Origin of the sequence: Shinella daejeonensis (assembly GCF_024281235.1) — a bacterium.
Lineage (GTDB): Bacteria > Pseudomonadota > Alphaproteobacteria > Rhizobiales > Rhizobiaceae > Shinella > Shinella daejeonensis.
The window spans coordinates 892,994-917,187 of sequence record NZ_JAHWXY010000001.1; the positions used below are offsets into that span (position 1 = coordinate 892,994).

A 24,194-nucleotide genomic window follows, 5' to 3' on the forward strand; every position below is an offset into this window, starting at 1 on the left:
AACCGCTCCATCTCTCTGTTTCTACGCAATTCCGGACGGAAAACCGCTTCGCACTTTTCCCGGCATTGCTTTAGCCTTGGCGCCACCCGTACGACGCCGGCCGCCGGCGGGTTGCTTGCGCGACGCAGGCAGTTTCTCCGTTTCATCCGCATAGACGACCCGATTGCGACCATAGGATCTGGCGAGATGCAGCGCCCTTTCGGCGGCGTCGAACAATCGGCCGGGGGGCTGTGGATCCCTGCCGTCCGCAACCCCTGTTGAAACCGTCACGCGGATCACCGCTTCGCCCTCCGTCACCTTGCGCGATGCGATGCTGCGCCGCGCCTCCTCGACCAGAAGCCGCGCATCGTCACGAACGTCCGTACGGATGAAAATCGCAAAGGTCGCATCGCCGATCCGCCCGGCCAGATGCGGTTGCGGGAAGATACGAAGCAATTCATCGGCAACGGCCATAACCGCCGCGCCTCCTGCTTCCCGGCCATGGCGCTCCTTGACGAGATCGAAACAGTCGATATCGAGCAACATGAGGAAGCCGCGCCGCAACCGGACGTCAAGCGCCCTTTCGAAAGCCACGCGATTGAGAAGGCCGCTCTCGTCATCCCGATCGCGCAGTTGATCGAGACTGCTTCGCAAGCGCGCAAGCTTCCGCCCGCCGAGCACCAGCAGCCAGCCCAGCAGCGCCAGGACGCCGGCCACCGCAAGCGCGTTGGCGGGGCTGTCGGCCGGCGGCCGCGAAGCATAGGGGGCCGTATGTGGCAGATCGAGATAGTCGAATATCGCCGCACCGGCCAGGCAGACAGCCGCCGACAGCGTCGCCGTCATGAGGACGGCGTCCAGCAGGAGCGTCGGTATATCGCCACCCGTCCTGAACGGGTTGAGCGCGATCCAGGCCCGGATGCGGGCCAGCCTGACAAGCATGGATATCTCCGTTGTCCATGCCCTGTACTAGCCGGATTTGTTTCCGGGACAGCTAATAAAACCAGTTGGAATTTAGGCGTTCGTCAATTTTTCCTGCCGGCGTCCAGCCGGTGCAGGCGTCCCCCGGCGACAAGGCTGTCCACCCATTGCCGTTCGGCGGCGAAAGGATGCCGCTCCCAGCCCTCGTGACCGAAGCCGGCGATCACGATCTCATCCCGCGCTCCGGCCAGATTTTGCAGGACGTCGGCGATGACGATGGCCCCGGAACTCGGCACCGCATAGGGGTGCGGCCGGAACGTCTCAAGCTGGGCTTCAAGCGCGACATGCAGCTCCGCCGGCACGATCCGCATGTCGCGACCGCTTTCGGCGGCGAAGCGCTCGAAGTCCGGCGTATAATCGTCGCAGAAATCGTCGAGATCGGGATAGCGGGCGAGAAGTTTCGGCCGCAGGGCAGCATAGAAAACAGGATCACGCACGCAGCAGAAGCTGGCGGCGGCGCGAACCGGCGCCAGCGCGCGCCAGCTGTCGCCGTCAAGCATGGCGCGGGCCGGCCGGCCGGTATTGCAGAGCGCGACGATATCCGTCTTCCGCCCGCCCCTGCCGACGGAACGGCAATCGTTGAAACGGATCACCAGATCGGCCGCATCGATGGGCGTGCTCAGGCCAGCGGGAATGCTCCCGTTCCCGACGATGGCGATCCGGCGGGACATTCCTTCCTCCTCGGGCGATTTCCGTGGCGCCGACGAAAAGGCCCGGCGCAAGGCCGGGCCGAAACGATACGGGCGACCGGCAGGCCGCCCGTCTCCAGGAACGACTATTCGTTCTGGAAGTAGGTGTACTTGCCGTCCTCACCCTTGCGCCACGTATAAATGACGTAGTCGGGGCGGGTGATGTCGCCCTTCTCCGTGAAGCTCAGCTCACCGATCGCCGTGTTGAACGGGCCGCCCGACTTGATGGCTTCCGCCACAGCCTGCGGATCCGTGCCGCCCGCCGCCTTGGCTGCATCGGCGATCACCTGAACGGCCGCATAGGAGTAGAGCGTATAGGCTTCCGGCTCGAAGCCCGTGGCGCGGAACTTCTCAACGAGTTCAGCGGCCGCCGGGTTCTTGCGCGGATCGGGCGCAAACGTCATCAGCGTGCCGTCGACGGCATCGCCGGCGATGGAGGCAAGCTCGTTGTTGACGACGCCGTCGCCCGAGATGAACTGCACCTTGAGACCCTGGTCTGCGGCCTGCCGTTCGATCAGGCCGAACTCGGTGTGCAGACCGCCGAAATAGACGACGGAAACGCCCGCGTCCTTCATCTTTGCGATGAGGGCCGAGAAATCCTTGTCGCCGGCGTTGATGCCTTCATAGAGGGCTTCGGTGACGCCCGCGTCGTTCATCGCCCGTTTGGTTTCGTCCGCCAGGCCCTGACCGTAAGGGGTCTTGTCGTGTACGACGGCGATCTTGGCGTCCTTGTAGTTCGCCACGATGAACGCGCCGGCGACCCCGCCCTGCTGGTCGTCGCGGCCGCAGGTGCGGAACGTGTTCCACAGGCCGCGCTCCGTATAGGTCGGGCTCGTCGAGCCGGGGGAGAACTGAAGAAGCCCGTTCTCCGCATAGATCTCCGAGGCCGGGATCGAGACGCCGGAGTTGAAGTGGCCGATCACGAACTGAACGCCGTCCGCCACGAACTTGTTGGCGACGGAAACACCCTGCTTGGGGTCGGAAACGTCGTCGCCGAGAACGATCCTGATCTGCTCGCCGTTGATGCCGCCCGCTGCGTTGAGGTCGGCAATCGCCTGTTCAGCCCCCTTCTGGATCTGTGCGCCGAAGGCCGCGTTCGGGCCGGTCAGCGGCGCGCCGATACCGATGACGACATCGGCCCAGGCATTTCCGCTGAAAGCAACGACCGCCGCCAGCGCAACCGCCGACATAAGAGACTTCTTCATGTTGTCACTCCCAAGTTTAAAGACGGGCCTGTTCTGATAACGGTCGCAACACCCGCCAACATTGCGCCGGTTTTATTATAAGTTCCCGGCGCGACGTCGCCGCGCCGCCAGAGCTTATTTCCCCCTCCAGGAGAAAGGCGTCGCCTTCTCGTAAAGCCAATAATACATCTGCGTCATCTGGCGCGTCCGGTAGAAGCGGTAACCGGCGATAGAAAACAACAAAAGCACCACCGTGTCCACGATATAGTATTGCAGCGCAAACATCGTGCCGCCGAACAGCGCATGGTGGATGAAGCGGATCGCCACGCCCAGCAGCAGCACGTAGATCGCAAGAGTCCGGAGGCCCTGCCAGTTCTCAGCGCAACTCTTGCCGGTGCGCCACGCCGTCCAGCCGCCCATGATGACGGTGATGAACAGGAACTGCCAGACCGACGGTTCTTCGTAGAGAATTCCCTGCATCGTCTTGTCTCCTTCCCGCCTTAGTGGCGCCCGCCTTCGAGATAGGCCGCGCGCACTTCCGGATTGGCCAGAAGCTCCATGCCCGTTCCGCTCATCGTCACCTTGCCGTTCACCATGACGTAACCCCGGTTCGACAGTTTCAGCGCCGCGAAGGCGTTCTGCTCCACCAGGAACACCGTGAGGCCCTGCTCCTTGTTGAGGATCTTGATCGCATCGAAGATCTGCTTGACGATCAGCGGCGCGAGACCGAGCGAGGGTTCATCGAGCAGAAGCAGCTTGGGCCTGGCCATCAGGGCGCGGCCGATCGATAGCATCTGCTGTTCGCCGCCCGAGAGCGTGCCGCCACGCTGGGCCTGACGCTCCTTGAGGCGGGGAAAGAGCGTGAAGATCTTTTCCACGTCCTCGTCGAAATACTTCAGGTTGTCGAGGCTCGCCCCCATCTGGAGGTTCTCGTAAACCGTCATGCGCGGGAAGATGCGCCGTCCTTCCGGCGACTGCGCGATCCGGAGCCGGGCGATCCGGTGGGTGGGCAGGCGGGTGATATCCTCACCCTCGAAGGTGATCGTGCCGGCGCGCGCCTGTGGATCGCCGCAGATCGTCATCATCAGGGTCGACTTGCCGGCGCCGTTGGCGCCGATGAGGCAGGCGATCTCGCCGCGCTTCACGTCGATATCGACGCCCGCGAGCGCGCGAATATTGCCGTAGTAGGTCTCCACGCCCCGAACGCTGAGAAGGGTATCGCTCATCAGTGCTTCCCTTCCTCTTCGATTTCCTCGATTTCCTCGATCACTTCCTCGACCTCTTCGTCCTCGACGCCCAGATAGGCCGCGATGACCTTCGGATCGTTCTTCACATGATCCGGCGTGCCGTCCGATATCTTCTGCCCGTATTCCAGCACCACGACATGGTCCGAAATCTCCATGACCACCGACATGTCGTGCTCGATCAGCAGGATGGAGGTGCCCGTCTCCCGGCGGATACCGGTCAGCAACGTGTTCAGCGCCAGCGATTCGCGCGGATTGAGGCCCGCCGCCGGCTCGTCGAGGCAGAGAAACTCCGGTTCGGTGCACATGGCCCGCGCGATCTCCAGGCGGCGCTGGGCTCCATAGGGCAGGTCGCCGGCCGGGTCGTCCGCCCGATCGGTCAGATCCGCCTTTTCGAGCCAATGGCGCGCCAGCTCGATCGATTCGGCCTCCGCCTTCTTGTAGGCCGGCAGACCGAAAAGGCCGAGGAACGTGTAGCCCGACGCCCTCATCAGCGTGTTATGCTGGGCGACCAGCAGGTTTTCCAGAACCGTGAGGCCGGTGAAGAGCCGGATGTTCTGGAAGGTGCGGGCGACCCTGGCGTCCTTGGTGATCTCGAAATCCGCCATCCGCTCGAGCAGGAAGGTCTTCCCGGACTTCTGCGTCATCGAGATCATGCCCATCGTCGGCTTGTAGAAACCGGTGACGCAGTTGAAGACCGTGGTCTTGCCCGCGCCGTTGGGACCGATCAGCGCCGTGATCTCGCCACGCTGCGCCTCGAAGGAGAAGTCGTTGATGGCCATCAGTCCGCCGAAGCGCATCGACAGATGCTCGACCTTGAGAATGGGATCGTTCTTCATCGTATTCATCTCGGGCGCCATCAGCCGTGCCCTTCCTTGGTAAAGCTGCCGGAAACCGTCTTGCGTTCCTTGAGGAAGGCCGTCGGTTCACGGCTTCCCACGAAGCCGCGCGGCTTCCAGACCATGACGATGACCATGGCGAGGCCGAAGATCAGCATGCGATAGAGTTCCGGCGTGAAATCCGCCCCGAAGACCTGCTTGAGGAACTGCATCTCGCGCAGGAGCTCCGTGCCGCCGATCATCAGCACCGCGGCGACGGCGATGCCGACCAGCGATCCCATGCCGCCGAGAACGACGATGGAAAGGATGATCGCCGATTCGAGGAAGACGAAGGATTCCGGCGAGACGAAGCCCTGCCGCACGGCAAAGAAGGAACCGGCGAAGCCGCCGAACATCGCGCCCGTGGCGAAGGCGGTGAGCTTCGTCGTCACCGTGTTGATGCCGAGCGAGCGGCAGGCGATCTCGTCTTCGCGCAACGCCTCCCAGGCGCGGCCGACCGGCATGCGGCGCAATCTTACCGTCACATAGGCGGTGAGCAGCGCCAGCGCCAGAACCAGGTAGAACAGGAAGATCTTGTAATAGGCCGACGACATCGGCAGTTCAAAGACCTTGGCGAAATTGTTCGGCGCACCGACGTCGAAGGACCAGATACCGAAGACCGAGGCCTTCGGAATCCCCGAGATGCCGAAGGTGCCCTTGGTGACGTCCGTCCAGTTGATGAGGACGAGGCGGATGATCTCGCCAAAGGCGAGCGTCACGATGGCGAGATAGTCGCCCTTGAGACGCAACACCGGGAAGCCCAGGATAACTCCCCAGAAGGCCGCAAGGATGCCGGCGAGCGGCAGCAGCAGCCAGAAGGAGAAACCGAAATACTGCGAAAGCAGCGCGTAGGAATAGGCGCCGACGGCGTAGAAGGCGACATAGCCGAGATCGAGCAGGCCCGCGAGGCCGACAACGATGTTGAGCCCCCAGGCGAGCATCACGTAGATAAGGATCTGGATGCCGAAGTTGTCGACCCATTTCAGCGAGCCCTGCACGCCGAAAATCGCCACGGCGAGGATGGGATAGACGATGAGCGCGACAACCGCCAGGACGACGAAGTTCCGCTTGAGGAAACCTTCCGGCCGCGCCGTTCCCGCCCGGGCAGCGGCCGCCGCCTTGCGGGCCGCAAACCACGGACGGATATAGGCAACCGTCAGGAAGCGGCCGACCGCCGCCACCAGGACGAAGACCGCCAGCAATCCCCAGCGCTGGTTCAGCACCAGTTCGTTGCGGATGTTCTGTGTGGTTTCGAGACCGACGAAGAGGAAGAACAGGCCGAGCGATACGACGCCGGCATAAAATCCCTCGCGCAGAGCCCGCGCCGTCAGAGTCCCGCCGGCGCCCTCTCGGGTAGTGGTGATGTTGGCCATGAAATCAAACCTTTTCGACTTCCGGTCGTCCGAAGATGCCGGACGGCTTGAAGATCAGGACGATGGCGAGAATGGAGAAGGTCGCCACATCCTTGTAGTCGATGGTGAAATAGGCGGACCACAGGCTTTCGATGAGGCCGATCAGCAGGCCGCCGATCACCGCGCCGGGAAGCGAGCCGATGCCGCCCAGAACCGCCGCCGTGAAGGCCTTGACGCCCGGAATGAACCCGTCGGTGAAGACGACCACGCCGTAATACATCAGATACATGGTGCCTGCGACAGCGGCGAGGCCGGCTCCCATGATGAAGGTGATCGAAATGGTGCGGTCGACGTCGATGCCCAGCAATGCGGCCATCTTGCGATCCTGTTCGGTGGCGCGCTGGGCGCGGCCGAGCGCGGTCTTGTTGACCACATACCAGAACACCGTAAGCAGCACCGTCGTCAATACGACGATGACGATCTGCTTCAGCGAGATCGAAATGCCGAAGACGTTGTAGACCGACGACACCAGCGGCGGGATCGGCTTGTTGCGCGGCCCTTGCGTCACCTGGACGAAGTTCGACAGGGTGATCGACATGCCGATCGCCGTGATCAGCGGCGCCAGACGGAACGAGCCGCGCAGCGGCCGGTAAGCCACCTTTTCGATGGTCCAGTTCCATAGCGCGGCCGTCAACATCGCCGCCGCCATCATCAGCAGAAGCAGCAGAACGGTCGGCAGGCCGACGAAAACACTGGTCAGAACGAGAAAAATGATCAGCGCGGCGAAGCCGCCCAGCATGAAGATATCGCCATGGGCGAAGTTAATCATGCCGATGATGCCGTAAACCATGGTATAGCCAATGGCTATCAGGCCATAAATAGATCCAAGCGTCAGCCCGTTCACGAGCTGCTGGATGAAGTATTCCATTGTCCATTCCCCCGGATGCGATCGCCGAACGGCGGCATCTCTTGTTTTTTGCTCTCTCAAGCCTGTCAGACAACCCGGATTCCATACCGCTTTCGAGACAAAAGGGAAGCCTAAAATGGCTCTACCGACAATTTCTTTGGTGAATTGCGGCAAAGGGTGTGCATCCTTTCGGAAATAGGCAGCAAGGGAAACACTGCGGCAAGAAGGATGCTACATTTGGCAAGAAGATACTACGAAAGTAGCATAGCGCGATGATTGTGCGAGCACAGGAGACCATGCTTGCAGTTGCGCCGCCGGCATCCTCTCACTCCCGGCGATCTTCTGCGGTCGTCGGCATTGATCTTCGATGCGCGGTAAAACCAATGCCTTGCGAAACAAGAGATATTCCATCCCGGATCGTCGGGCCCACCAATGCAGGCGATCGATCTCCGACCGCCGTTCTCGCCCCCGTCTGCGATGGCGGCCGGACGATCTTCCCGGCGAAAGGTCGAGGAATAGCCGCAATGATCCGAATCCCGCCGCGACGGCTGCTCCGGTTCGCGCGATAGAATTTGAATCCCGAGGCGCTTTCGCATAGACTGCCGCACGATGTGCGCGGCCCGGCGCAGGTTTAATGTTTCATCGGATCGAGTGAGCTCCTTGCAAGACGAGAAAACCCCCGCCGCTTCACAAACCGGTAACACCCTCGCCTCCCAGGCGAGCAACCTGCTCGATATCGCCAAGGAGCGCGCCATGCGCCGCGCCGAGCGGCAGAAGGTCCGGCTGCTGCGGCCCGGAGGACGGCCCCGGCCGACGAATCTCGACGACGAGGGCTCCCTGCCGACGCGACGCCAGAACACCGAGAAGGTCGACAATGTCACCGCGATCCTCCAGCTTCCCGAACTGGCGAAGCCCCGGAACAGACTGCCGTGGACCTGGCTGTCCTTCCTCGCGGTGGTGATCGTGCCGACGGTTCTGGCCAGCCTCTACTACGCTTTCATCGCCAGTCCGCAATATATGGTGGAATCGCAATTCGCCGTGCGCGGCTCGACGCAGAATTCGCTGAGCGCGCTCGGGCTCAGCATCGTCGGCAGCTCCGCCCCCCATGCAAGCGACTCCTATGTGGTCGCCGATTATATCCAGTCGGCGCAGATCCTGCTCGACATCAAGGAGCGCGTCGGTCTCGACGTCCGGAGCCTCTATACCAAGCCGGACATCGACTTTCTTTATCGCGAGGACGCCGACAAGTCGCTAGACGAATTCCGCGACTATTGGCGCAGCATGATCAATGTGAGTTTCAACTCGACGACCGGCAACGTCACCCTGCGGGTCTTCGCCTTCACCTCGACGGACGCAAGGGCCATTTCCGACGCCATCCTGAAGGTCTCCGAGGATCTGGTGAACTCGCTGTCGGAGAAATCGCGGCAGCAGCTCATCGGTGTCGCCACCGAACAGGTCAGCCTGTCGGAAGACCGGCTGCGCAACGTGCGCAGCCAGATGACGGAATTGCGCCGCACCGAACAGGCGGTCGACCCGGCCGCCATCGCCTCGATGGAATCGGCGATCATTTCCGGCCTGGAACAACAGCTCGCCGGCCTCAGGACCCGCTACAAGGCCCTGCTCGACACACTCGATCCCGACGCGCCATCCGCCCGCGTGATCGAACGTCAGATCGTTGCGCTGGAAACCCAGCTTGGCGAGCAGCGCAACCGGCTGAGCGGCGGCAGCGGCGGGGAGAATGCATCGAGCGAGAAGACGTCGCGCAGCGCCGGCGTCTTGAGCGCGCTTCCCGACATGATCGCCCGCTTCTCGGAGCTTACCGTCGAGGAAGAGTTCGCGACCAAGGCCTATACGATGTCGCTGGCCGCTCTCGAGGCCGCCATTCAGGAGGCGCGCAAGCAGGAACTCTATTTCGGCGTCTACGTGACGCCCCGGACGCCGGAAGTCGCTCTCTACCCGCTGTCGCTTCTCAATACCGGCATCGTGCTGCTCGCGGCTTTCTGTGTCTGGGTGATCGGCTATTTCGGCTTCCGCTCCATCAGAGAACACGCGATCTGAAGTTGCGAGAACGGCCCCTGCAATGACGGTGATCACCGAAAAGTCATTCCGTTACGCGCTCAGCGAAAACGTCCGGATCGTTTCGACCCTCGTCGTACGTAACGCCGTCGCCCGCTTCGGGGAGAGCAAACTCGGCTTCGTCTGGGTCCTGCTGGAGCCCATCATCTACGTCGGCATCTTCCTCCTCATACGGGCGGCAATGAGCGCGGCGGTGACCTTCGGAGACAGCGCCGCACTTTTCCTGCTTGCCGGAATCTTCGGCTTCCGCATGAGCCGCGGCATAGCAAAAAAAGGCGAAAACGCCATCACGGCCAACCAGCCGCTGCTGACGTATCCGCTTGTTCGCCCGCTGGATACCGTGATCGCGGCGTGCCTTCTAGAAACGACGATCTGGCTGGTCGTCTGCGCGCTGTTCATCTCCGGCCTCTCGGCCGCCCTTGAGCGCACTGTTATCGTCTATCCCGGTGAATTGACGGCCTGCCTGCTGGCGATCTTCTATTTTGCCTTCGCCACCGCGGTTTTCAATGCAACGGTCGGCGCGCTCGTTCCACGATATTTGATGGTTATCGGCATGCTCAACATGCCGCTGATGTTCGCCTCGGGCGTATTCTTCATGCCATCATCATTTCCGCCGGATATCCAGTGGTATCTCTCCTGGAATCCGTATCTCCATTGCGTCGAATGGTTCAGGACGGCCACCTATCTGGACTATATTCCCGTTCTCGATAAAACCTATCTGCTCGCCGTCGCCACGGTGCTCCTCACGGTCGGACTGGTGCTCGAGCGCCTGTTCCGCCACAAGATTATCGAAACATGATCATTTTTGACAACGTCAGCAAAACGTTCCCGCAACCCGGCGGCGGTAGGAAGGTCATCCTCGACCGCTTCACCGCCGCGTTCCGGCCGGGTGTGAACATCGGTATCCTTGGCCGGAACGGTGCGGGCAAGTCGACCCTGATGAACCTCATCTCCGGCGGAGATATGCCGAGTTCCGGACGCATCCTGCGCGAAGGGAATATTTCCTGGCCGCTCGGCTTTCGCGGCGGCGTGCACGGGAAAATGACCGGCGCCCAGAACACCCGCTTCATCGCCGAGATCTACGGCAAGGACCGCCGCAAGGTTCTCGACTATGTCGCGGAATTCTCCGAGCTTGGCCCCTATATGGATATGCCGGTCCGCACCTATTCCGCCGGCATGAAGGCGCGTCTCGCCTTCGGCATCTGCATGGCGATCGAGTTCGAATATTATCTCATCGACGAAGTGATCGCGGTGGGCGATTCCACCTTCAAGAAGAAATGCCAGGCCGTTTTCGAGGAACGGCGGGAAAACGCCACCCTCCTTCTGGTCTCGCACTCGGCCGGCCTGTTGCGCGCCTTCTGCGATATCGGCGGCGTTCTCCACAACGGCCATCTCACGTTCTACAACGACATCGAGGAAGCAATCGAGGTCCATGAGGAACTGCTCCTTGCAGCGGAGCCGTTGCCCGCCTGACAGCGGCGTGGACCGATCAGAGTTTCCGGTCCCGTCGCCGCGCCTGTAATCGCGTGACGGCACGGGCGATCCGGCCGCCGAAAGCAAGGCCCCTTCCCTGCTTCGTCGGGGAAAGGACGGCGATTTCCTCGACGAGGTCTTCCGGACGGCAGGGCAGCCGGCTCACCGGATGCACATAGAAAGGATAACGGATCAGACTGGCCGCAACCAGCGTCTGAAGGTCGATCCGCCGGCTGCGCCGCGGAATGGCCAGGCGATCGTCGGTCAATCCCCAGCCGGCATAGAAGGGTGCGCCATGCGTTCCCACCGGCTTTCCCCGCAGCAGCGCCTCGAATCCGGAAAGCGAGGTCATCGTCTCGATCCGGTCCGCCCAGGCGATCCATTGCAGGATATCGCCGGAGCGAACGATCACATCGGCCTCGACCGGCGTCCGCCCGCCATTCCGGACCCCCGAAACCACGTCCGGATGCTCCTTATAAGCGATGAAGGCATCCGGATAGAGATCCCGCACCGCCGCAACCAGCGCCGCGTTCGAACGCACGGCCGGCGAGCCGAAACGGATCGACGCATCCTTTTCCACCTGGCCGGGAACGAGAACCTTCAGCCGCCCGTCCGCGACATCGGGCAGATCCGCCCCGCTTGACAGATTGTATTTCGACACGCCTCGCTGCACGAGCAGGCGGGTGAGCCGGTCGGCGCGCGCGCGTATGGCGTCGTCGAACACACCATGGGCGATACAGGCCTCCAGCCCGCTTTCGCCCCGGGCATCGTAATAGATATGCGCCGCCGGATCGATCGCCACCGAGGAGGGAGGGGTCAGGTCGACCCCGAGGCCTCGCGAGCGGATGAAGCCGTCCTCGATGCGTAATGTCGCCACGCCTTCCGGAAGAGGCGCGTCGGATCCCCAGACGGCCACGGCCCCGTCCTTGCGGATCGCAGCCCGGAAGGCGCGTCCTGGCGAGCGGAAATGCACCGGATCCCCGCCCAGCCCCTTGAGGAAGGGGGAAAGCGCCCGCCGCTTCCAGCCGGAAAGGCCGGCGGTGAACACCGGCCGCGTGAGCCGCTGCCGCTGGTCGCGCACCGCAAGCGCCTGCTCGACCGCGCGCTCCATCCGGCATTCCGTTCTGCTGTGCAGGTCGAGATAGCGCGAATAATCGATATAGGCCGCATGAAAGACCTGTTCGAGCGAGGCCGGCCGGCGACCGGCGGGAACGGCGGCATGGTCGACGGTCAGGCCGCGGCCGCTGTAGTAGGTCGTGCCGAAACAGTGGACGATGCGCCCGGCCATCAGCGCCTCGAAGCCGAGCTGGCTCGATACCGTATAGACGCCGTCCGCCGCCTCGAGCAGCGGCCAGGGGTTCATGCGCGGCGGGATGACGATATCGAGCTTGAGTTCGGCGGCAGCTTGACGAAGCAGGCTCCGGGAGCCGGCCGCCGGGTGGCTGCGGACGACCAGACGCCGGCCCGGATAGGTCTCCGCCGCATGAAGCAGCATATCGCGGACCGTGGCCGGCCCGGCGCCGGCGCCGGCCAGCGACGCATCGCCCACGACCTGATCGATGAGCAGCACGAAGGATCGGCCGGCGTGAAGGCCGGCCTCTTTCAAGGAGACGGGCGGGCTGTTGTTATATTTGGAAAGCCGCTCGCGCCGCAGAAGTTCGATCAGGCCCCGCGCCCGCGCCAGTTCGGCCTCCGTCTCCACAGGCCGGGCCAGAAGCTGCTCCAGCCGGTTGGGCGAGCCTGCGTCGAAATAGATGCCCGGACCGTCGATGACATAGGAATGCGCCGGTTCGTCATCACCGGGCGCAAAACCCTTGAGGAAACCGTCTTCGAGGATAATCGCCTGCTTGTCGTTGCGGGCGGCAAGCCTGAGCGCGCGGCCGGCCGAGGGACGCCGGCCCCAGCCGATGAAGCCGTCGATACGGCCGAACGGCCAGGCGACGATATCCGCCTGAAGCAGTGTCGCGATATCCTGGCGCTTCCGCCAGAGACCCTGCGAAACCACTGCATAGGTTTTTCGCCGCTTACCGCCCGCCATGCCGATTCCGCATCGCTTCCGCTCCAGCTGACGACGGGTCTCCCGTTGCGCTCATCCCGCCCTAGCGGTCGAGGATACGCGTCGCATTCCAGGCGACACTGGATGTATTCGAGACGATATTCAGGAACTTCGACAGATCCGTCGCGATATGACGCGCCAGATAGACCACGTCCTTGTTGCGGACGGGGAAGGACTGAGCCACGATGTAGCTTTGCGTGGCGGCCAGATCGAGCCTGTAGACGATCGGATAGCGGCCTTCGGAATCCGGGGCCATGCCGCGGGCGATGAGATCGCGGAAGCGGGCGTCTCCGACGACGGCGCGATAGACGTTCTCATATTCGTAGCGGAAGACGAAATAGCCTTTCGGATCCGCGGTCGCGACATTGCCGCCGCCGGCAAGCGCCGCAGCCTCCACGAGGCTGAGGTCGGCGGCCTCGAACGGAATCTTGCCGCTCCTCTTCGTCTGGCCCAGCGCCGAGAAGGTCTGCGGATCGTAGCTGACGTATAGCTGGTCGTCCGGCTTGATGATGATGTCATCCTTCGGATTGTCGATTACCGACTGGAGCAGCACCGAGGCCGAACGGCCGCCTCGCTTCAGCGTGACATAGGTGTCATAGGGCGGCTTTACCGGCCCGCCCGCATGCGCCAGAACGTCCGTCAGATGCTCGGGATTGAGGCCGAGCGGCACGACCGAGGCGCTGCGGACATCTCCGAGCACGGAGACCGTCCGGGAAGCGTTGCTGGCCAGCGCCACGATGACGTCCGGCTCGACCGCCTTGGCCTTCAGCGCATCGACGATGGTGGCGCGCGCCGAATCGATCGTCATCCCGGCGAAACGCACCGATCCGACATAGGGGATCTGTCCATGTCCGTCGGGCTGGACGACGACGGGGATCATCGTCGACTTGTGATCGGTGGTGGAGAAGAGCCCATCCGGCCCGGCTTCGAAAATGGTGACCTGCAACGCATCGCCGACGCCGATGACCGGGGTGCCGCTGGCTCCGCCGAAGCCGAAGGTCTTGGCGAGGCCCGGGCGACCATGATCCTTCACCGCATTGGCGACCCGCTGGTCGATATCGATGACGTCGAAGACGATCTTCGCCCTGGAGGTGGCGCGGCTGCCGCCGTCCGCCCCGGCCGAAATGACCTCATGGGTCAGCGGTCCGTCGCTCGGCACCATGCAGCCTGCCAGCAGCAGCGTCGTGCCTGCCGCGAAAACGCGGGCGAGACGTTTCAATCCCTTGAGCGAATGGCCCGAGCCTTGAATTCCGGTCATCACAATGCATTTCCCTTGGCCCGCGACCATGCGGACGCGGGAATCGACGGCCCTGCCCGCCATGGCGCCCATGGCATAGGCAGCAGAACCGGCTGTCCGTCAAGTCGCAATCGCTCGGCCTCGTTTCATCCGTTTTGCCCCGCCATCCCTCCGGCACTCTTGCGCAAAGCTCTTGCATATTCGTTACGACAAGAAAAGGCGTTGCATCTTGCCGCTTGAAAAATCAAATCTTTCGGCAATTCTTTTCCACATCACTGCGGCATAAAAACCGCACGTCCCGCATTCTGGGGCCGGCGATCCGGAAACCGCCGGCGGGCGTGAGGCTTCTCAAGCGAGCCCCTGCACCGGCCGGCGGTTTCGGCGCGGCGCTCTCTTCAAGCGCCGGCGGTCCCCTCTGGACCATTCGTCAGGAAGCAGGAAGCGTGCCAGAAAATCCGGGGCATCGATTTCAAGGCTTATCGGGAGCCGGTGCGCGGCACGCCTGCACATTATCGCGCCAGCCGGAACGGAATCGCCCGGAAATCAAGCATCGCGCATGCCGGGCCGGCGGCACGCGATTGCATGCCGCCGGCTCGGCGAACGGGAAGCGACGATCAGAACTCCTGCCAGTCCTGATCGACAGCGGCGGCGGCCTGACCGCCACCGACGGCGCGTGCCAGCCGGCCGACGAGGGCCCGCGCCCCCGAGACCTGCGGCCGCCCCTCTTCGGGTGCCAGGACCGGCGACGGAGAACGGGCGCGCGGCGTGTCGCAGCCAAGCCGGAACTGCCCGAGAAGCTCGTTCAGGCCAGCGGTCTCCTTGGCGAGAGCATGGCTGGCCGCAGTCTGCTCCTCGACCATGGCAGCGTTCTGCTGCGTGCCCTGGTCGATGGAATGCACCGCGGCGCTGATCTCGTTGAGCCCGGTCGACTGTTCACGCGCCGAACGGACGATCGCCGCCACATGCTGGTCGATTTCCTGCACCTGCTGGACAATTTCCGCAAGCGCGGCGCCGGTTTCCCCGACAAGGGTGACGCCGGCGTGAACCTGCTCGCCGGACTTGTTGATCAGCGTCTTGATCTCCTTGGCGGCATTGGCCGAGCGCTGGGCCAGTTCACGCACTTCCTGCGCCACGACGGCAAAACCCTTGCCGGCCTCGCCGGCCCGCGCCGCCTCGACACCCGCGTTGAGGGCGAGAAGATTGGTCTGGAAGGCGATATCGTCGATGACGCCGATGATATTGGAGATTTCCCGCGACGAGCTTTCGATCACGCTCATCGCCGTCACGGCCTGGCGAACCACCTCGCCCGATTTCTCGGCGCCCCCACGGGTGCGCTCGACGAGATGGCCTGCCTCCTCCGCGCGCTGCGAGGCGTCACGCAGCGACGTCGTGATTTCCTCCAGCGCCGCGGCGGTTTGCTCGACGGAGGCCGCCTGTTGCTCGGTGCGCTTGGCGAGATCGTCGGAAGCCGTGCGGATTTCCGCCGTACCGGCGCCGATCGCCTGCGCATTGACGCCGACCGAACTGAGCGTCGCCTGCAATTTCTCCAGCGACTGGTTGAAATCCTGACGGATACGATCGAGCGTGTCCGTAAAGACCGTCTCGATGCGATGGGTCACGTCGCCTTCGGCAAGCTTCTGCAACCCCTCGGCCAGCGCATCGACGGCGATGCGGGTCTGGTGCTCGCGCTCGGCCGCCTCTTCCGCACGCTGGCGGCGCTCCTCTTCGGAAAGGGCCCGGCTTTCCTCCGCCTCGTTTTCAAGATGGGTTTTTGCCAGGGTCGCATCCCGCAGCACGGCCAGCGACCGCGCCATCTCGCCGATCTCGTCCTGCCGGCCGGATTCGGAGAGATCGACATCCGTCCGCCCGCCGGCGATCTCGCTCGTCGCGGTGATGACGGTATCGAGCCGCTTGCGGAAACGGGCGGCGAGAAGCCAGCCGATCACCACCAGCAGCCCGGCGGCAAGCGCGATCAGGGCAATCGAGGTCAGGGCCAGCGACGTGAGCTTGGCGAAGAGAACGGACTTGGGCACGGTGACCACCATATGCCAGGTCGTCTCCGGCAGAAGCCGCACCGGCACCGCCACGGCCACCTGTACGACACCGGCCGGATCCGTTATCTCGCGGGCGGTTTCCGGATTGGCGATCGCCTGTTCCCAGGCTGCCGCGTCAAGGCCGGCCTCCTTCAACGACTTGCCGAGAAGGCTTTCGTCCGCATGGGTCACGATCCCGCCGGCCTGGGTGATCAGCGCGACCGAACCTTCGCCGAGCGGCCGGATCCGGGCCATGTCGGCGGCAAGCGAATCGAGCGCGACGTCGACACCCGTTTCGCCCCGGAACACGCCGTCATAGAGCAGCGGCACCATATAGGACGTCATCAGCACCGTCTTGCCGCCGATGACATAGGAATAGGGTTCGGCAAGCAGATCCTTGCCCGTCGCCTTCGGAATCTGGTAATAGTCTCCCGGCCCGGGCGTGTCGTAGTCGACGAGCGCCTCCATGCCGACCTTGCCTTCGGAGCGGACGAAATAGGGAATGTAGCGGCCGGTCGCATCATGTCCCGGCGTGCCGGCATAATCCGCGTCCCGTCCGTCGAAAGCGTTCGGCTCCCAGCCGGTGCTGACACCGAGCGCGAAGGGATTGTCGTCCATCAGCTTCAGGAAATACCGGTTCATCGCCTCGCGGCTCGGCTCGCCGGAACTCGTCATGGCGTAAAGGGCCGAGCGCATGTTCCAGCTCAGGCCCTTCATCTGCATGAAATAGGTCTCGACCTTGGCCGCGCTCGCCTCGGCGGCGGTCACCATTTCGGACATCGACCGTTCCTCGACGGCCCGATAGGAAAGCCACAGCAGCATGCCTGCCGTGGCAACGGTCGTCGCAACCCCCGTCGCCACGATGGCGAACATGTTTCGGGCTGTCGCAGTCTTCGGATACATGAAACGTCTCCTCACCACCGGCAAGGAAAGCGATGCCGGCACACTTCATGAATAAAAGGGGGCATGCCGCGCAAGCGGCGCAAAAAGGAACGAAATCATTTCGCAAGATCACAACAATAGATTGAAGGCGGTTTATGAAACGATAAGAGTCGGCGGCGGTGCCTTGCGCAGCAGCCGGCCATTGCCGGTCGGCGGATACGATTGTTTCAGGGACCTGACGAAAATACCGGTCATATAGTGGTATCGTTCGGTGAATGGAGACGATCCGTTCGCTGTAACGGGCCTACCGGAGGGAGAGCATAACAGCGATATTCCGGGTCAAAGGCTCTCGTTTCATGGGGGCAGCCACCTGAAAGCCCGCCACGGCGGCGGAGGAGACAACCATGACCCTTGAACTCACCGGCATCCACCACCTGACCGCGATAACCGCCGACGCCCGCGAGAACCTGCGCTTCTACACGCAGGTCCTCGGCCTGCGCCTCGTCAAGAAAACCGTCAATCAGGACGATACCAGCGCCTATCATCTCTTTTACGCCGACGGCCTCGCCTCGCCCGGCACGGACCTGACGTTCTTCGACTGGCCGGTCGGCCACGAGCAGCGCGGCACGCACAGCATCTCGCGCACCGGCCTGCGCGTCGCAAGCAGCACGACGCTCGACTGGTGGAAGGCGCGCTTTGCGGCGCAAAACGTGAAGGCAGGCGAAATTCGCGACATCGGCGGGCGCGCGTCCCTTGATTTCGAGGATGGCGAGGGCCAACGCTTCCGCCTCGTCGTCGACGATGGCGATGCGCCGTCCCATCCCTGGGACAGAAGCCCCGTTCCGGCCGAACACCAGATCAAGGGGCTCGGACCGATCACCATCAGCGTGCCCGACATCCGCAATACCGAGGCCGTGCTCGTCCACGTCATGAACATGACCGAGACCTCCACCTATCCCGCGCCGGAAGGCACCGGAACGGTGCATGTCTTTTCCATGGGCGACGGCGGCCCGGCGGCGGAACTGCATGTCGCGGTGGAACCGGAACTGCCGGTCGCCCATCAGGGCGCGGGCGCGGTGCACCATGTCGCCTTCCGCGCGCCGGACCTCGAAGCGCTCAACGCCTGGACCGAGCGGCTGCGCGGCTTCCGCCTGCCGTCCAGCGGCGAGGTCGAGCGCTTCTACTTCCGCTCGCTCTATTTCCGCGAGCCGAACGGCATCCTGTTCGAGATCGCCACCGACGGCCCCGGCTTCGCGGTCGACGAACCGCTGGAAAGTCTCGGCGAAAGCCTGTCGCTCCCGCCCTTCCTGGAGCCGCGCCGCGCGCAGATCGAGGCCCGGCTGAAGCCGCTGGAATGAAAAACGGCCCGGCGGGAAACTGTCCGCCGGGCCTTCCCGTTTCCGGGCCGATCCCCGTCCCTCAACGCAAGTACGCAAGAGCACAGCATGACCGTCAGACTGGTTGGAATTTCCGGAAGCCTGCGCAAGGCATCCTTCAACACCGCGCTGCTGCGGGCCGCCGCCGAGCGGAAGCCGGCAGGCGTCGAACTCGTGGAAGCGACGATCCACGGCATTCCGCTTTATGACGCCGACATCGAGGCGGAAGACGGCATCCCCGAAGCGGTCACACGACTGAAGGATCTCCTCGCCGGTGCGGATGGCGTCATCCTCTTTACGCCCGAATACAACAATTCGCTGCCCGGCGTCTTCAAGAACGCCATCGACTGGATGTCGCGCCCGGCCGCCGACATTCCGCGCGTCTTCGGCGGCAAACCCTTCGCCATCACCGGCGCCTCGCCCGGCAATTTCGGCACCCTGCTTTCGCAAGAGGCCTGGCTGCCGGTCATGCACACGCTCGGCACCGTTCCCTGGTTCGGCAGCAAGCTGATGGTCTCGCGCGCCGGCTCCGTCTTCGAAAACGGCGCTATCGTCGACGAAGCGACAGGCAGAAGGCTTGCCGATTTCATCGCCGGCTTCGCCGCCTTCGTGGCGGACATCAGACGCCGGGACGAAAGCCGGATCGGATGATCGTCCGGACCCGGCGATTATCCGCAGCGTCGAGCGCTCCGGTTCTTCGAGACCCAACATGGGGCGTGGCTGCGGCCGATCGTCGGCTCGCCGTCCCTGAAGCGAGAGCACACACCATCACGACGCATCAGGCGGAACCAAATTGACGCGCGGCGGGCGCTGCTGCATCCTTGCGGCAGGGGAGAGACGCCATGGCGAATTCGAATGGAACGGAACCGGCATCGTCCGCGTCGCTGTTTCTGTCGACCTCGGCACTTCCGGCACGCGACCGGCTTCCGGTCTGGCGCGAAGTCTTCGGACAGACGATGGTGCGCCTTGACATCGAGCCGGTGAAAGGCACCTCGTTTCACGCCGAAGGCGAATTGCGCGTCCTGCCGGGAGCCGCCCTCGCCGCCGTGACGGCCACGCCCTTCCGGGTGTCGCGGACACCGCGGCTCATCGCCGGCGACATGGCCGACATGATCTTTCTCGTCACCGCCGACACACCGCTTCATGTCGCCCAGAACGGCCGCGAACATCTGCTCGACGCCGGCGACGCCATCTTTCTGCGCGGCAACGAGCCCAGCGTCATCCAGTCCCGCGAAAGGGCGAAAGTTACCAACATATCGGTCCCGCTCGACGAATTGGCGCCCCTGCTCGCAAACGGCCGCGATCTTTCGATGACCGTGGCGCACCGGCAGGACGAAACGCTCGGCCTGCTTCTCGGCTATATGCGGCTGCTGCAAAGCCGGCCGATGCCGCTCTCCGACGAACTCGGTCGTCTCACCGCCCGCCATATCCGCGATCTGATGGCGGCGCTGACCGGATCCCCGCCGGATCACGCCTCCCCTGTCGGCGAACGCGGCGGCGTGCGCGCGGCCAGGCTTCGGGCGATCAAGGATGACATCGGCAGACATCTTTGCGAGCCGGGACTTTCCATCGACACGCTTGCCACGCGCCACGGCATTTCGCCGCGCTACATCCGCAAGCTGCTCCACGAAGAGGAGACGACGTTTTCCGACTTCGTCCTCGGTTTGCGACTGGAGCGATCGCGCCGGCTGCTGCTCCGGCCGGATCAGGCCCTGCGCACGATCGCCTCGATCGCCTACGCATCGGGCTTCGGCGACCTGTCCTATTTCAACCGCGCGTTCCGTCGCCGTTTCGGCATCACACCGAGCGTCATGCGCGCCCGGCCAGCCGAAGAGGCCGGCGTCACCCCACGAGGCGCTGCTTGAAGTCCCGGGCGGCTTCGAAATCGGCGACACCGATATCGTGGCCGGCCGGCAGCAGCCGGTTCTCCACATTCGCGCCCGCCGCCGCCAGCAACGTCTCCAGCCTGGCCGCATAGGGACCATAGGGATCGCTGCCGCCGGTCAGCATCAGGACGTTCACACCGGCAAGATCGGCGTCCGGCACCTCTTCCAGCACGTTCATGCCGCGCATCAGCACCGCGTTGCGCACGATCCCCGGATAGAGCAGCATCACCGCTGCCAGCATGTTCGCCCCGTTCGAATAGCCGAGAAACACCGTTTTGCGCGGATCGAGATCATAGGCCGCATTCGCCCCTTCCATGAAGGCTGCAAAGGCCTCCGCCTCGCCGCGAATGTCGTTCTGATCGAAGGTCACGGCGTCGAGGCGGCGGAAGAAGCGCGGATACCCTTCCTCCACGCTGCGCCCGCGCGGACTGAGCAGCACGGAGCGCGGGGCGATCCGCACGCCGAGCGGCAACAGGCTCGTCTCGTTTCCACCCGTTCCATGCAGCACCACCAGGGCGGTGCCGTCCGGATCGTCGGGACGATGCAGGCGATGGATGAAAGGCAGGTCTCGTTCGGTCATTCTGTCTTCTCCTGGCAAGGAAAATTGCGGCAGCCGCGCCACGATATCCTGCGGATCGGCCTGGAAGTGCCCCGGGACGAACAGACGCCGTCCCAGCGTTTCAAGCGGTTCGTCAACCGTCATCCCCGGTCCGTCGGTCGCATATTCCAGAAGCGCCCCGTCCGGCTCGCGGACATAGAGCGAATGGAAATAGACACGATCGTGCATATTGACCGGGCCGGAATTTTCCCGGTCGAGCCGTTCGGCCAGCGCCGCCACAGCGGTCGTGTCCGGCGCCCGCAGCGCCACATGGTCGATGATGCCGGTACCAGGCGCAGCGGACCAGAAACCGCCGGCGTCGCGAATATCGATCACGTCGCCGGCTGCGCCTGCAAGCCGCAGCATGCCGTTCGCCTCGGCGAGCGGCCGAAAGCCGAAATACCGGGTGATGAAGGCCGCCGTATCGGCGGGTCTTTCCGAAAGCATGGTAACGCCACGGATGCGCTGCACCGCCTCGTCCGGCCCGATGCCCGCCATCGTCCGGGGAGCCGCCGCGCAGACGCCGGCCTGGCCGACCAGCTTGACGATGATGCCGTCCGGATCCTTCAGGCGCAGCACCGGCTCACCGAATTCCTGCGCCGGTCCGTCGACGGCGATGTTCCGGCCGATCGCCCGCGTCAGCCAGAAGCCGATCGCCTCCGGCCGGATCGCCAGCGCGATCTCAAGCGCCTGCCCCTGTCCGGCACGCCCCGGAGAACCATCTTCCCATGCGAGAAAGGTGATCAGCGATCCGGGACTGCCGGCGGCATCGCCGTAGAAAAGGTGAAGCTGGCCTGCGTCTTCGAAGCCGGCCGTCCGCTTGACGAGCGCAAGGCCGAGGAAATCGACGTAGAAATCGACATTCGCCTGGATTTTTCGGGTGATGGCCGTGATGTGATGGATACCGCTGGTCATGGGCGCCTCCTTTGGAAGACACACAATCAGGATTTCCCCGGGCGCGCCAGCCGGCCTTCAGTGAATGGACTGTCCAGGAAAAGTGACCGGAGAGGGCGCTTCCGACCCGCCACCCCCGAAGCGGCGGCGGGTCGGAAAATCGCAATTCATGCGACGGCGGCCGTCGACGGCGGCACGCGCGACGCCGGCGTTTCGGCAAGGAGGCGACGGATCGCAGCACGCGCCTCGTCGGCCGACGCGAAGCGCTTGGCGTCCAGATCCCAGACCGAATATTTGACAGCGAGAAACTTCAGCCGATCCTCGTCCGGGACGACGACGCCCACGGCTTCACCACCGATTTCAATAACCTGCTTTTGCATAACTGCTCCTGCCGCGCCATTGGCACAGACACTTCCGAAGAGTTCGTTTGAATCGAATTGAGGGAGACGGGGTTACATTCGGAGAAGGGCCGAACGCGTTTTTCCCAAAATCGTTCCACGACAGGAGAACGCCACGCAGATGGAAGCGCTGTCGTCGAGATCATACATGAAACGCTCCTTTCGTTGGCGCCGAGGGTGCAATGAGCGCCTCCCCGGGGGGCGGGTCGAACGATACGCATACGACCCTGACATGACTGCTCGAACACATAGGCCGACCTCCCTGGCTTGTCAATGGATTCGGCTTTTTCTTGGAAAAAATTACCGCATTATTTGTAGGACAATCTGATTCCAAGAATACTGTTTGCATACAGGGCATCTGCCAGAAAAATATGTCGCCTGGATGAATTTTTTACGGAAAACATGCGACGCAACCGGAGGAAATCCGGAAGCGACCGGAAAACACGCTCCGCGCGCAGCCCGCGTCAGGCTCCAAGCCCCTCCGCGCGCCTTTCCGGCCACACCCGCTGGGGATATTCGCCATGGTACCATTCTTTTTTCACGGAGCGGGGTCGATCTTCCTGCCAAACATGAATAAAGAGTGAATCACTCATTTCAGCCAGCACGCCGTAATGGCCGTAGGGAAAGATCATGAAATTCGCCACGACCCTTCTTCCGCTGAGCATGCTCCTCCTGTCGGGCTGCGTCGTAGGCCCCGATTACAAGTCTCCCGATAGCGCGCTGCCGGCGAAATTCTCCGAGGCCAGCGCGAAAAGCGCAGGCGACGTGACGCTCAGCCCGTGGTGGGAATCCTTCCGAGACCGCCGCCTCAACGATCTCGTCCATCAGGGCATGAACCAGAACCTGACCGTTCTACAGGCGCTGGAGCGGATCACCGCCGCCGAGGCCGACGTCGTCATCGCCGGCGCCGGCGCGCTGCCGAGCCTCAACGCCTCGGCCGACGCGACGGCGAGCGGCCAGCACGGCGGCTATCTGGCGCGCACATCCCCGACCGGCAGCAACACCAATTCGTCGAAGTCGATGAACGCAGGCCTCGGCGCCTCCTGGCTGCTCGATTTCTTCGGCCAGTACCGTCGCTCGAAGGAGGCCGCCAACGCCTCGCTCGACGCCGCCTATGACGACGTCAACGTCGCCCGCCTCGCCTATCTATCCGACCTCGTATCGAGCTACATCAGCGCCCGCTACTATCAGGAAGCGCTGGCGCTCAGCCGCAAGAACCTCGAATCACGGCGCGAGACGCTGAACCTCACCAACGAGATCAAGTCGGCGGGCGCCGCCTCAAGCCTCGACGTGCTTCAGGTCGAAGGCCTCGTCAACCAGACGCTGGCCGACCTGCCCGGTCTGGAAACCGGCTTCCATCAGGCGGCCAACCATATCGCCACCCTGCTCGGCGTTCCGGCCAGCACGATCACCGCCAGCCTGACCAAGGGTTCGCCCCAGCCGATGCCCCGCAATGCGGCCCAGGCCGGCCTGCCCGCCGATCTCATCCGCAATCGCCCGGACATCCGCGCCGCCGAGCGTCGCCTGCAAGCGGCGACCGCCTCCATCGGCGTGGCCGAGGCCGATCTCTACCCGAGCATCGAGCTTGGCGGCTCGATCGGGGCGACGCGCAACTTCACGCGGGCGGCGACCGGCAACCTGACGAGCTGGTCCTTCGGCCCGTCTCTGGTGCTGCCGATCTTCAACGGCGGCGCATTGCAGGCGCAGGTCAAGATCGCCCGCTCGCAGGCGGAGCAGCAGTATCTCACCTGGAAGCAGACCGTGCTTCAGGCCGTGGAAGAAGTCGAGACCGCACAGATCGCGCTGAACCGCGACGCCCGCACCGTCGCCGCCCTGCGCAAGGTCGTGCAGTCCTACGAGCAGACCCTGGACCTCGCCCGCGAAAGCTATCGCGGCGGCGCGAGCACCATTCTCGACGTGCTCGATGCCGAGCGCAATGTGGCGACCGCCCGCCTTTCGCTGGCCGCAGCCATCCGCCAGCTCGCCAACGACTATGTCTCCCTCAATGTGGCGATCGGCGGCGGCTCTTCCATCGGCACGCCGGTGGTGGCGAGCCGGTAACACCGGCGTGCCG

Annotated in this window: 21 protein-coding genes; 7 read left to right on the plus strand and 14 right to left on the minus strand. The window is 63.7% G+C overall.

The window, feature by feature from the left end:
• Nucleotides 1-21 precede the first annotated feature (21 nt).
• The 8 genes from KYK29_RS04225 to KYK29_RS04260 form a co-directional block, all read right to left on the minus strand.
• A complete protein-coding gene (locus KYK29_RS04225; RefSeq protein ID WP_254689584.1) occupies nt 22-918 on the minus strand; it encodes a GGDEF domain-containing protein in 897 nt (298 codons plus the stop codon).
• An 83-nt stretch (nt 919-1,001) separates the two neighbouring features.
• Nucleotides 1,002-1,628: a Urease operon accessory protein gene (locus tag KYK29_RS04230; RefSeq protein WP_254689585.1), complete on the minus strand. Its 627-nt coding sequence runs from the start codon at nt 1,626-1,628 to the stop codon at nt 1,002-1,004.
• Nucleotides 1,629-1,732: 104 nt separating this feature from the next.
• Nucleotides 1,733-2,851, minus strand: a complete 1,119-nt coding sequence (locus KYK29_RS04235) for a branched-chain amino acid ABC transporter substrate-binding protein (RefSeq protein WP_254689586.1) — start codon at nt 2,849-2,851, stop codon at nt 1,733-1,735.
• A 114-nt stretch (nt 2,852-2,965) separates the two neighbouring features.
• The gene (locus tag KYK29_RS04240) at nt 2,966-3,310 is read right to left on the minus strand and encodes a DUF6867 family protein (protein WP_254689587.1); all 345 of its coding nucleotides are present in this window, start codon (nt 3,308-3,310) and stop codon (nt 2,966-2,968) included.
• Between the two features lie 20 nt (nt 3,311-3,330).
• A complete protein-coding gene (locus KYK29_RS04245) occupies nt 3,331-4,056 on the minus strand; it encodes an ABC transporter ATP-binding protein (protein WP_254689588.1) in 726 nt (241 codons plus the stop codon).
• Complete coding sequence (locus KYK29_RS04250; RefSeq protein WP_254689589.1) at nt 4,056-4,934, minus strand: ABC transporter ATP-binding protein; 879 nt, start codon at nt 4,932-4,934, stop codon at nt 4,056-4,058. Before KYK29_RS04250 ends, KYK29_RS04245 begins: the two co-directional genes overlap by 1 nt.
• Nucleotides 4,934-6,325, minus strand: coding sequence for a high-affinity branched-chain amino acid ABC transporter permease LivM (livM, locus tag KYK29_RS04255; protein WP_254689590.1), 1,392 nt, complete (start codon nt 6,323-6,325; stop codon nt 4,934-4,936). Before livM ends, KYK29_RS04250 begins: the two co-directional genes overlap by 1 nt.
• 4 nt (nt 6,326-6,329) lie before the next feature.
• Nucleotides 6,330-7,232 (minus strand): branched-chain amino acid ABC transporter permease, encoded by a 903-nt coding sequence (locus tag KYK29_RS04260; protein ID WP_254689591.1) that lies wholly within the window; start codon nt 7,230-7,232, stop codon nt 6,330-6,332.
• Nucleotides 7,233-7,871: 639 nt separating this feature from the next.
• Here KYK29_RS04260 and KYK29_RS04265 point away from each other — a divergent pair.
• Genes KYK29_RS04265 through KYK29_RS04275 form a run of 3 tightly spaced genes read left to right on the plus strand, consistent with a single transcriptional unit; the run spans nt 7,872 to nt 10,760 of the window.
• Nucleotides 7,872-9,269: a KpsE/RkpR family capsule polysaccharide export protein gene (locus KYK29_RS04265; protein ID WP_254689592.1), complete on the plus strand. Its 1,398-nt coding sequence runs from the start codon at nt 7,872-7,874 to the stop codon at nt 9,267-9,269.
• A 22-nt stretch (nt 9,270-9,291) separates the two neighbouring features.
• Entirely contained in the window at nt 9,292-10,086 is a 795-nt protein-coding gene (locus KYK29_RS04270; protein WP_254689593.1) for an ABC transporter permease, read from the plus strand.
• On the plus strand, nt 10,083-10,760 hold the full coding sequence (locus tag KYK29_RS04275) for an ABC transporter ATP-binding protein (RefSeq protein ID WP_254689594.1): 678 nt from the start codon (nt 10,083-10,085) through the stop codon (nt 10,758-10,760). Before KYK29_RS04270 ends, KYK29_RS04275 begins: the two co-directional genes overlap by 4 nt.
• Before the next feature lie 16 nt (nt 10,761-10,776).
• On the opposite strand, the gene KYK29_RS04280 is transcribed toward KYK29_RS04275, so the two are convergent.
• From KYK29_RS04280 to KYK29_RS04290, 3 genes are all read right to left on the minus strand, one after another.
• Entirely contained in the window at nt 10,777-12,798 is a 2,022-nt protein-coding gene (locus KYK29_RS04280) for a capsule polysaccharide biogenesis protein (protein ID WP_254689595.1), read from the minus strand.
• A gap of 61 nt (nt 12,799-12,859) precedes the next feature.
• Nucleotides 12,860-14,074, minus strand: coding sequence for a polysaccharide biosynthesis/export family protein (locus KYK29_RS04285; RefSeq protein WP_254689596.1), 1,215 nt, complete (start codon nt 14,072-14,074; stop codon nt 12,860-12,862).
• Nucleotides 14,075-14,667: 593 nt separating this feature from the next.
• Nucleotides 14,668-16,989: a methyl-accepting chemotaxis protein gene (locus KYK29_RS04290; protein WP_254689597.1), complete on the minus strand. Its 2,322-nt coding sequence runs from the start codon at nt 16,987-16,989 to the stop codon at nt 14,668-14,670.
• 383 nt (nt 16,990-17,372) lie between these two features.
• On the opposite strand from KYK29_RS04290, the gene KYK29_RS04295 reads away from it, so the two are divergent.
• The 3 genes from KYK29_RS04295 to KYK29_RS04305 all read left to right on the plus strand — a co-directional run bounded on the left by KYK29_RS04295 (nt 17,373) and on the right by KYK29_RS04305 (nt 20,209).
• Nucleotides 17,373-18,326, plus strand: a complete 954-nt coding sequence (locus KYK29_RS04295) for a ring-cleaving dioxygenase (protein WP_254689598.1) — start codon at nt 17,373-17,375, stop codon at nt 18,324-18,326.
• A gap of 87 nt (nt 18,327-18,413) precedes the next feature.
• Nucleotides 18,414-18,995 carry an NADPH-dependent FMN reductase gene (locus KYK29_RS04300; RefSeq protein ID WP_254689599.1) on the plus strand — a complete coding sequence of 194 codons (582 nt, stop codon included), beginning with the start codon at nt 18,414-18,416 and terminating at the stop codon, nt 18,993-18,995.
• Between the two features lie 191 nt (nt 18,996-19,186).
• Nucleotides 19,187-20,209 carry a helix-turn-helix domain-containing protein gene (locus KYK29_RS04305; RefSeq protein ID WP_254689600.1) on the plus strand — a complete coding sequence of 341 codons (1,023 nt, stop codon included), beginning with the start codon at nt 19,187-19,189 and terminating at the stop codon, nt 20,207-20,209.
• Here the strand turns inward: KYK29_RS04305 and KYK29_RS04310 are convergent.
• From KYK29_RS04310 to KYK29_RS04320, 3 genes are all read right to left on the minus strand, one after another.
• On the minus strand, nt 20,187-21,743 hold the full coding sequence (locus tag KYK29_RS04310; protein WP_254689601.1) for a VOC family protein: 1,557 nt from the start codon (nt 21,741-21,743) through the stop codon (nt 20,187-20,189). The genes KYK29_RS04305 and KYK29_RS04310 overlap by 23 nt on opposite strands.
• A 146-nt stretch (nt 21,744-21,889) precedes the next feature.
• On the minus strand, nt 21,890-22,102 hold the full coding sequence (locus KYK29_RS04315) for a hypothetical protein (RefSeq protein WP_254689602.1): 213 nt from the start codon (nt 22,100-22,102) through the stop codon (nt 21,890-21,892).
• 482 nt (nt 22,103-22,584) lie between these two features.
• Complete coding sequence (locus KYK29_RS04320; protein WP_254689603.1) at nt 22,585-22,752, minus strand: hypothetical protein; 168 nt, start codon at nt 22,750-22,752, stop codon at nt 22,585-22,587.
• On the opposite strand from KYK29_RS04320, the gene KYK29_RS04325 reads away from it, so the two are divergent.
• Nucleotides 22,751-24,181: an efflux transporter outer membrane subunit gene (locus KYK29_RS04325; RefSeq protein ID WP_254689604.1), complete on the plus strand. Its 1,431-nt coding sequence runs from the start codon at nt 22,751-22,753 to the stop codon at nt 24,179-24,181. The genes KYK29_RS04320 and KYK29_RS04325 overlap by 2 nt on opposite strands.
• Nucleotides 24,182-24,194: the final 13 nt, after the last annotated feature.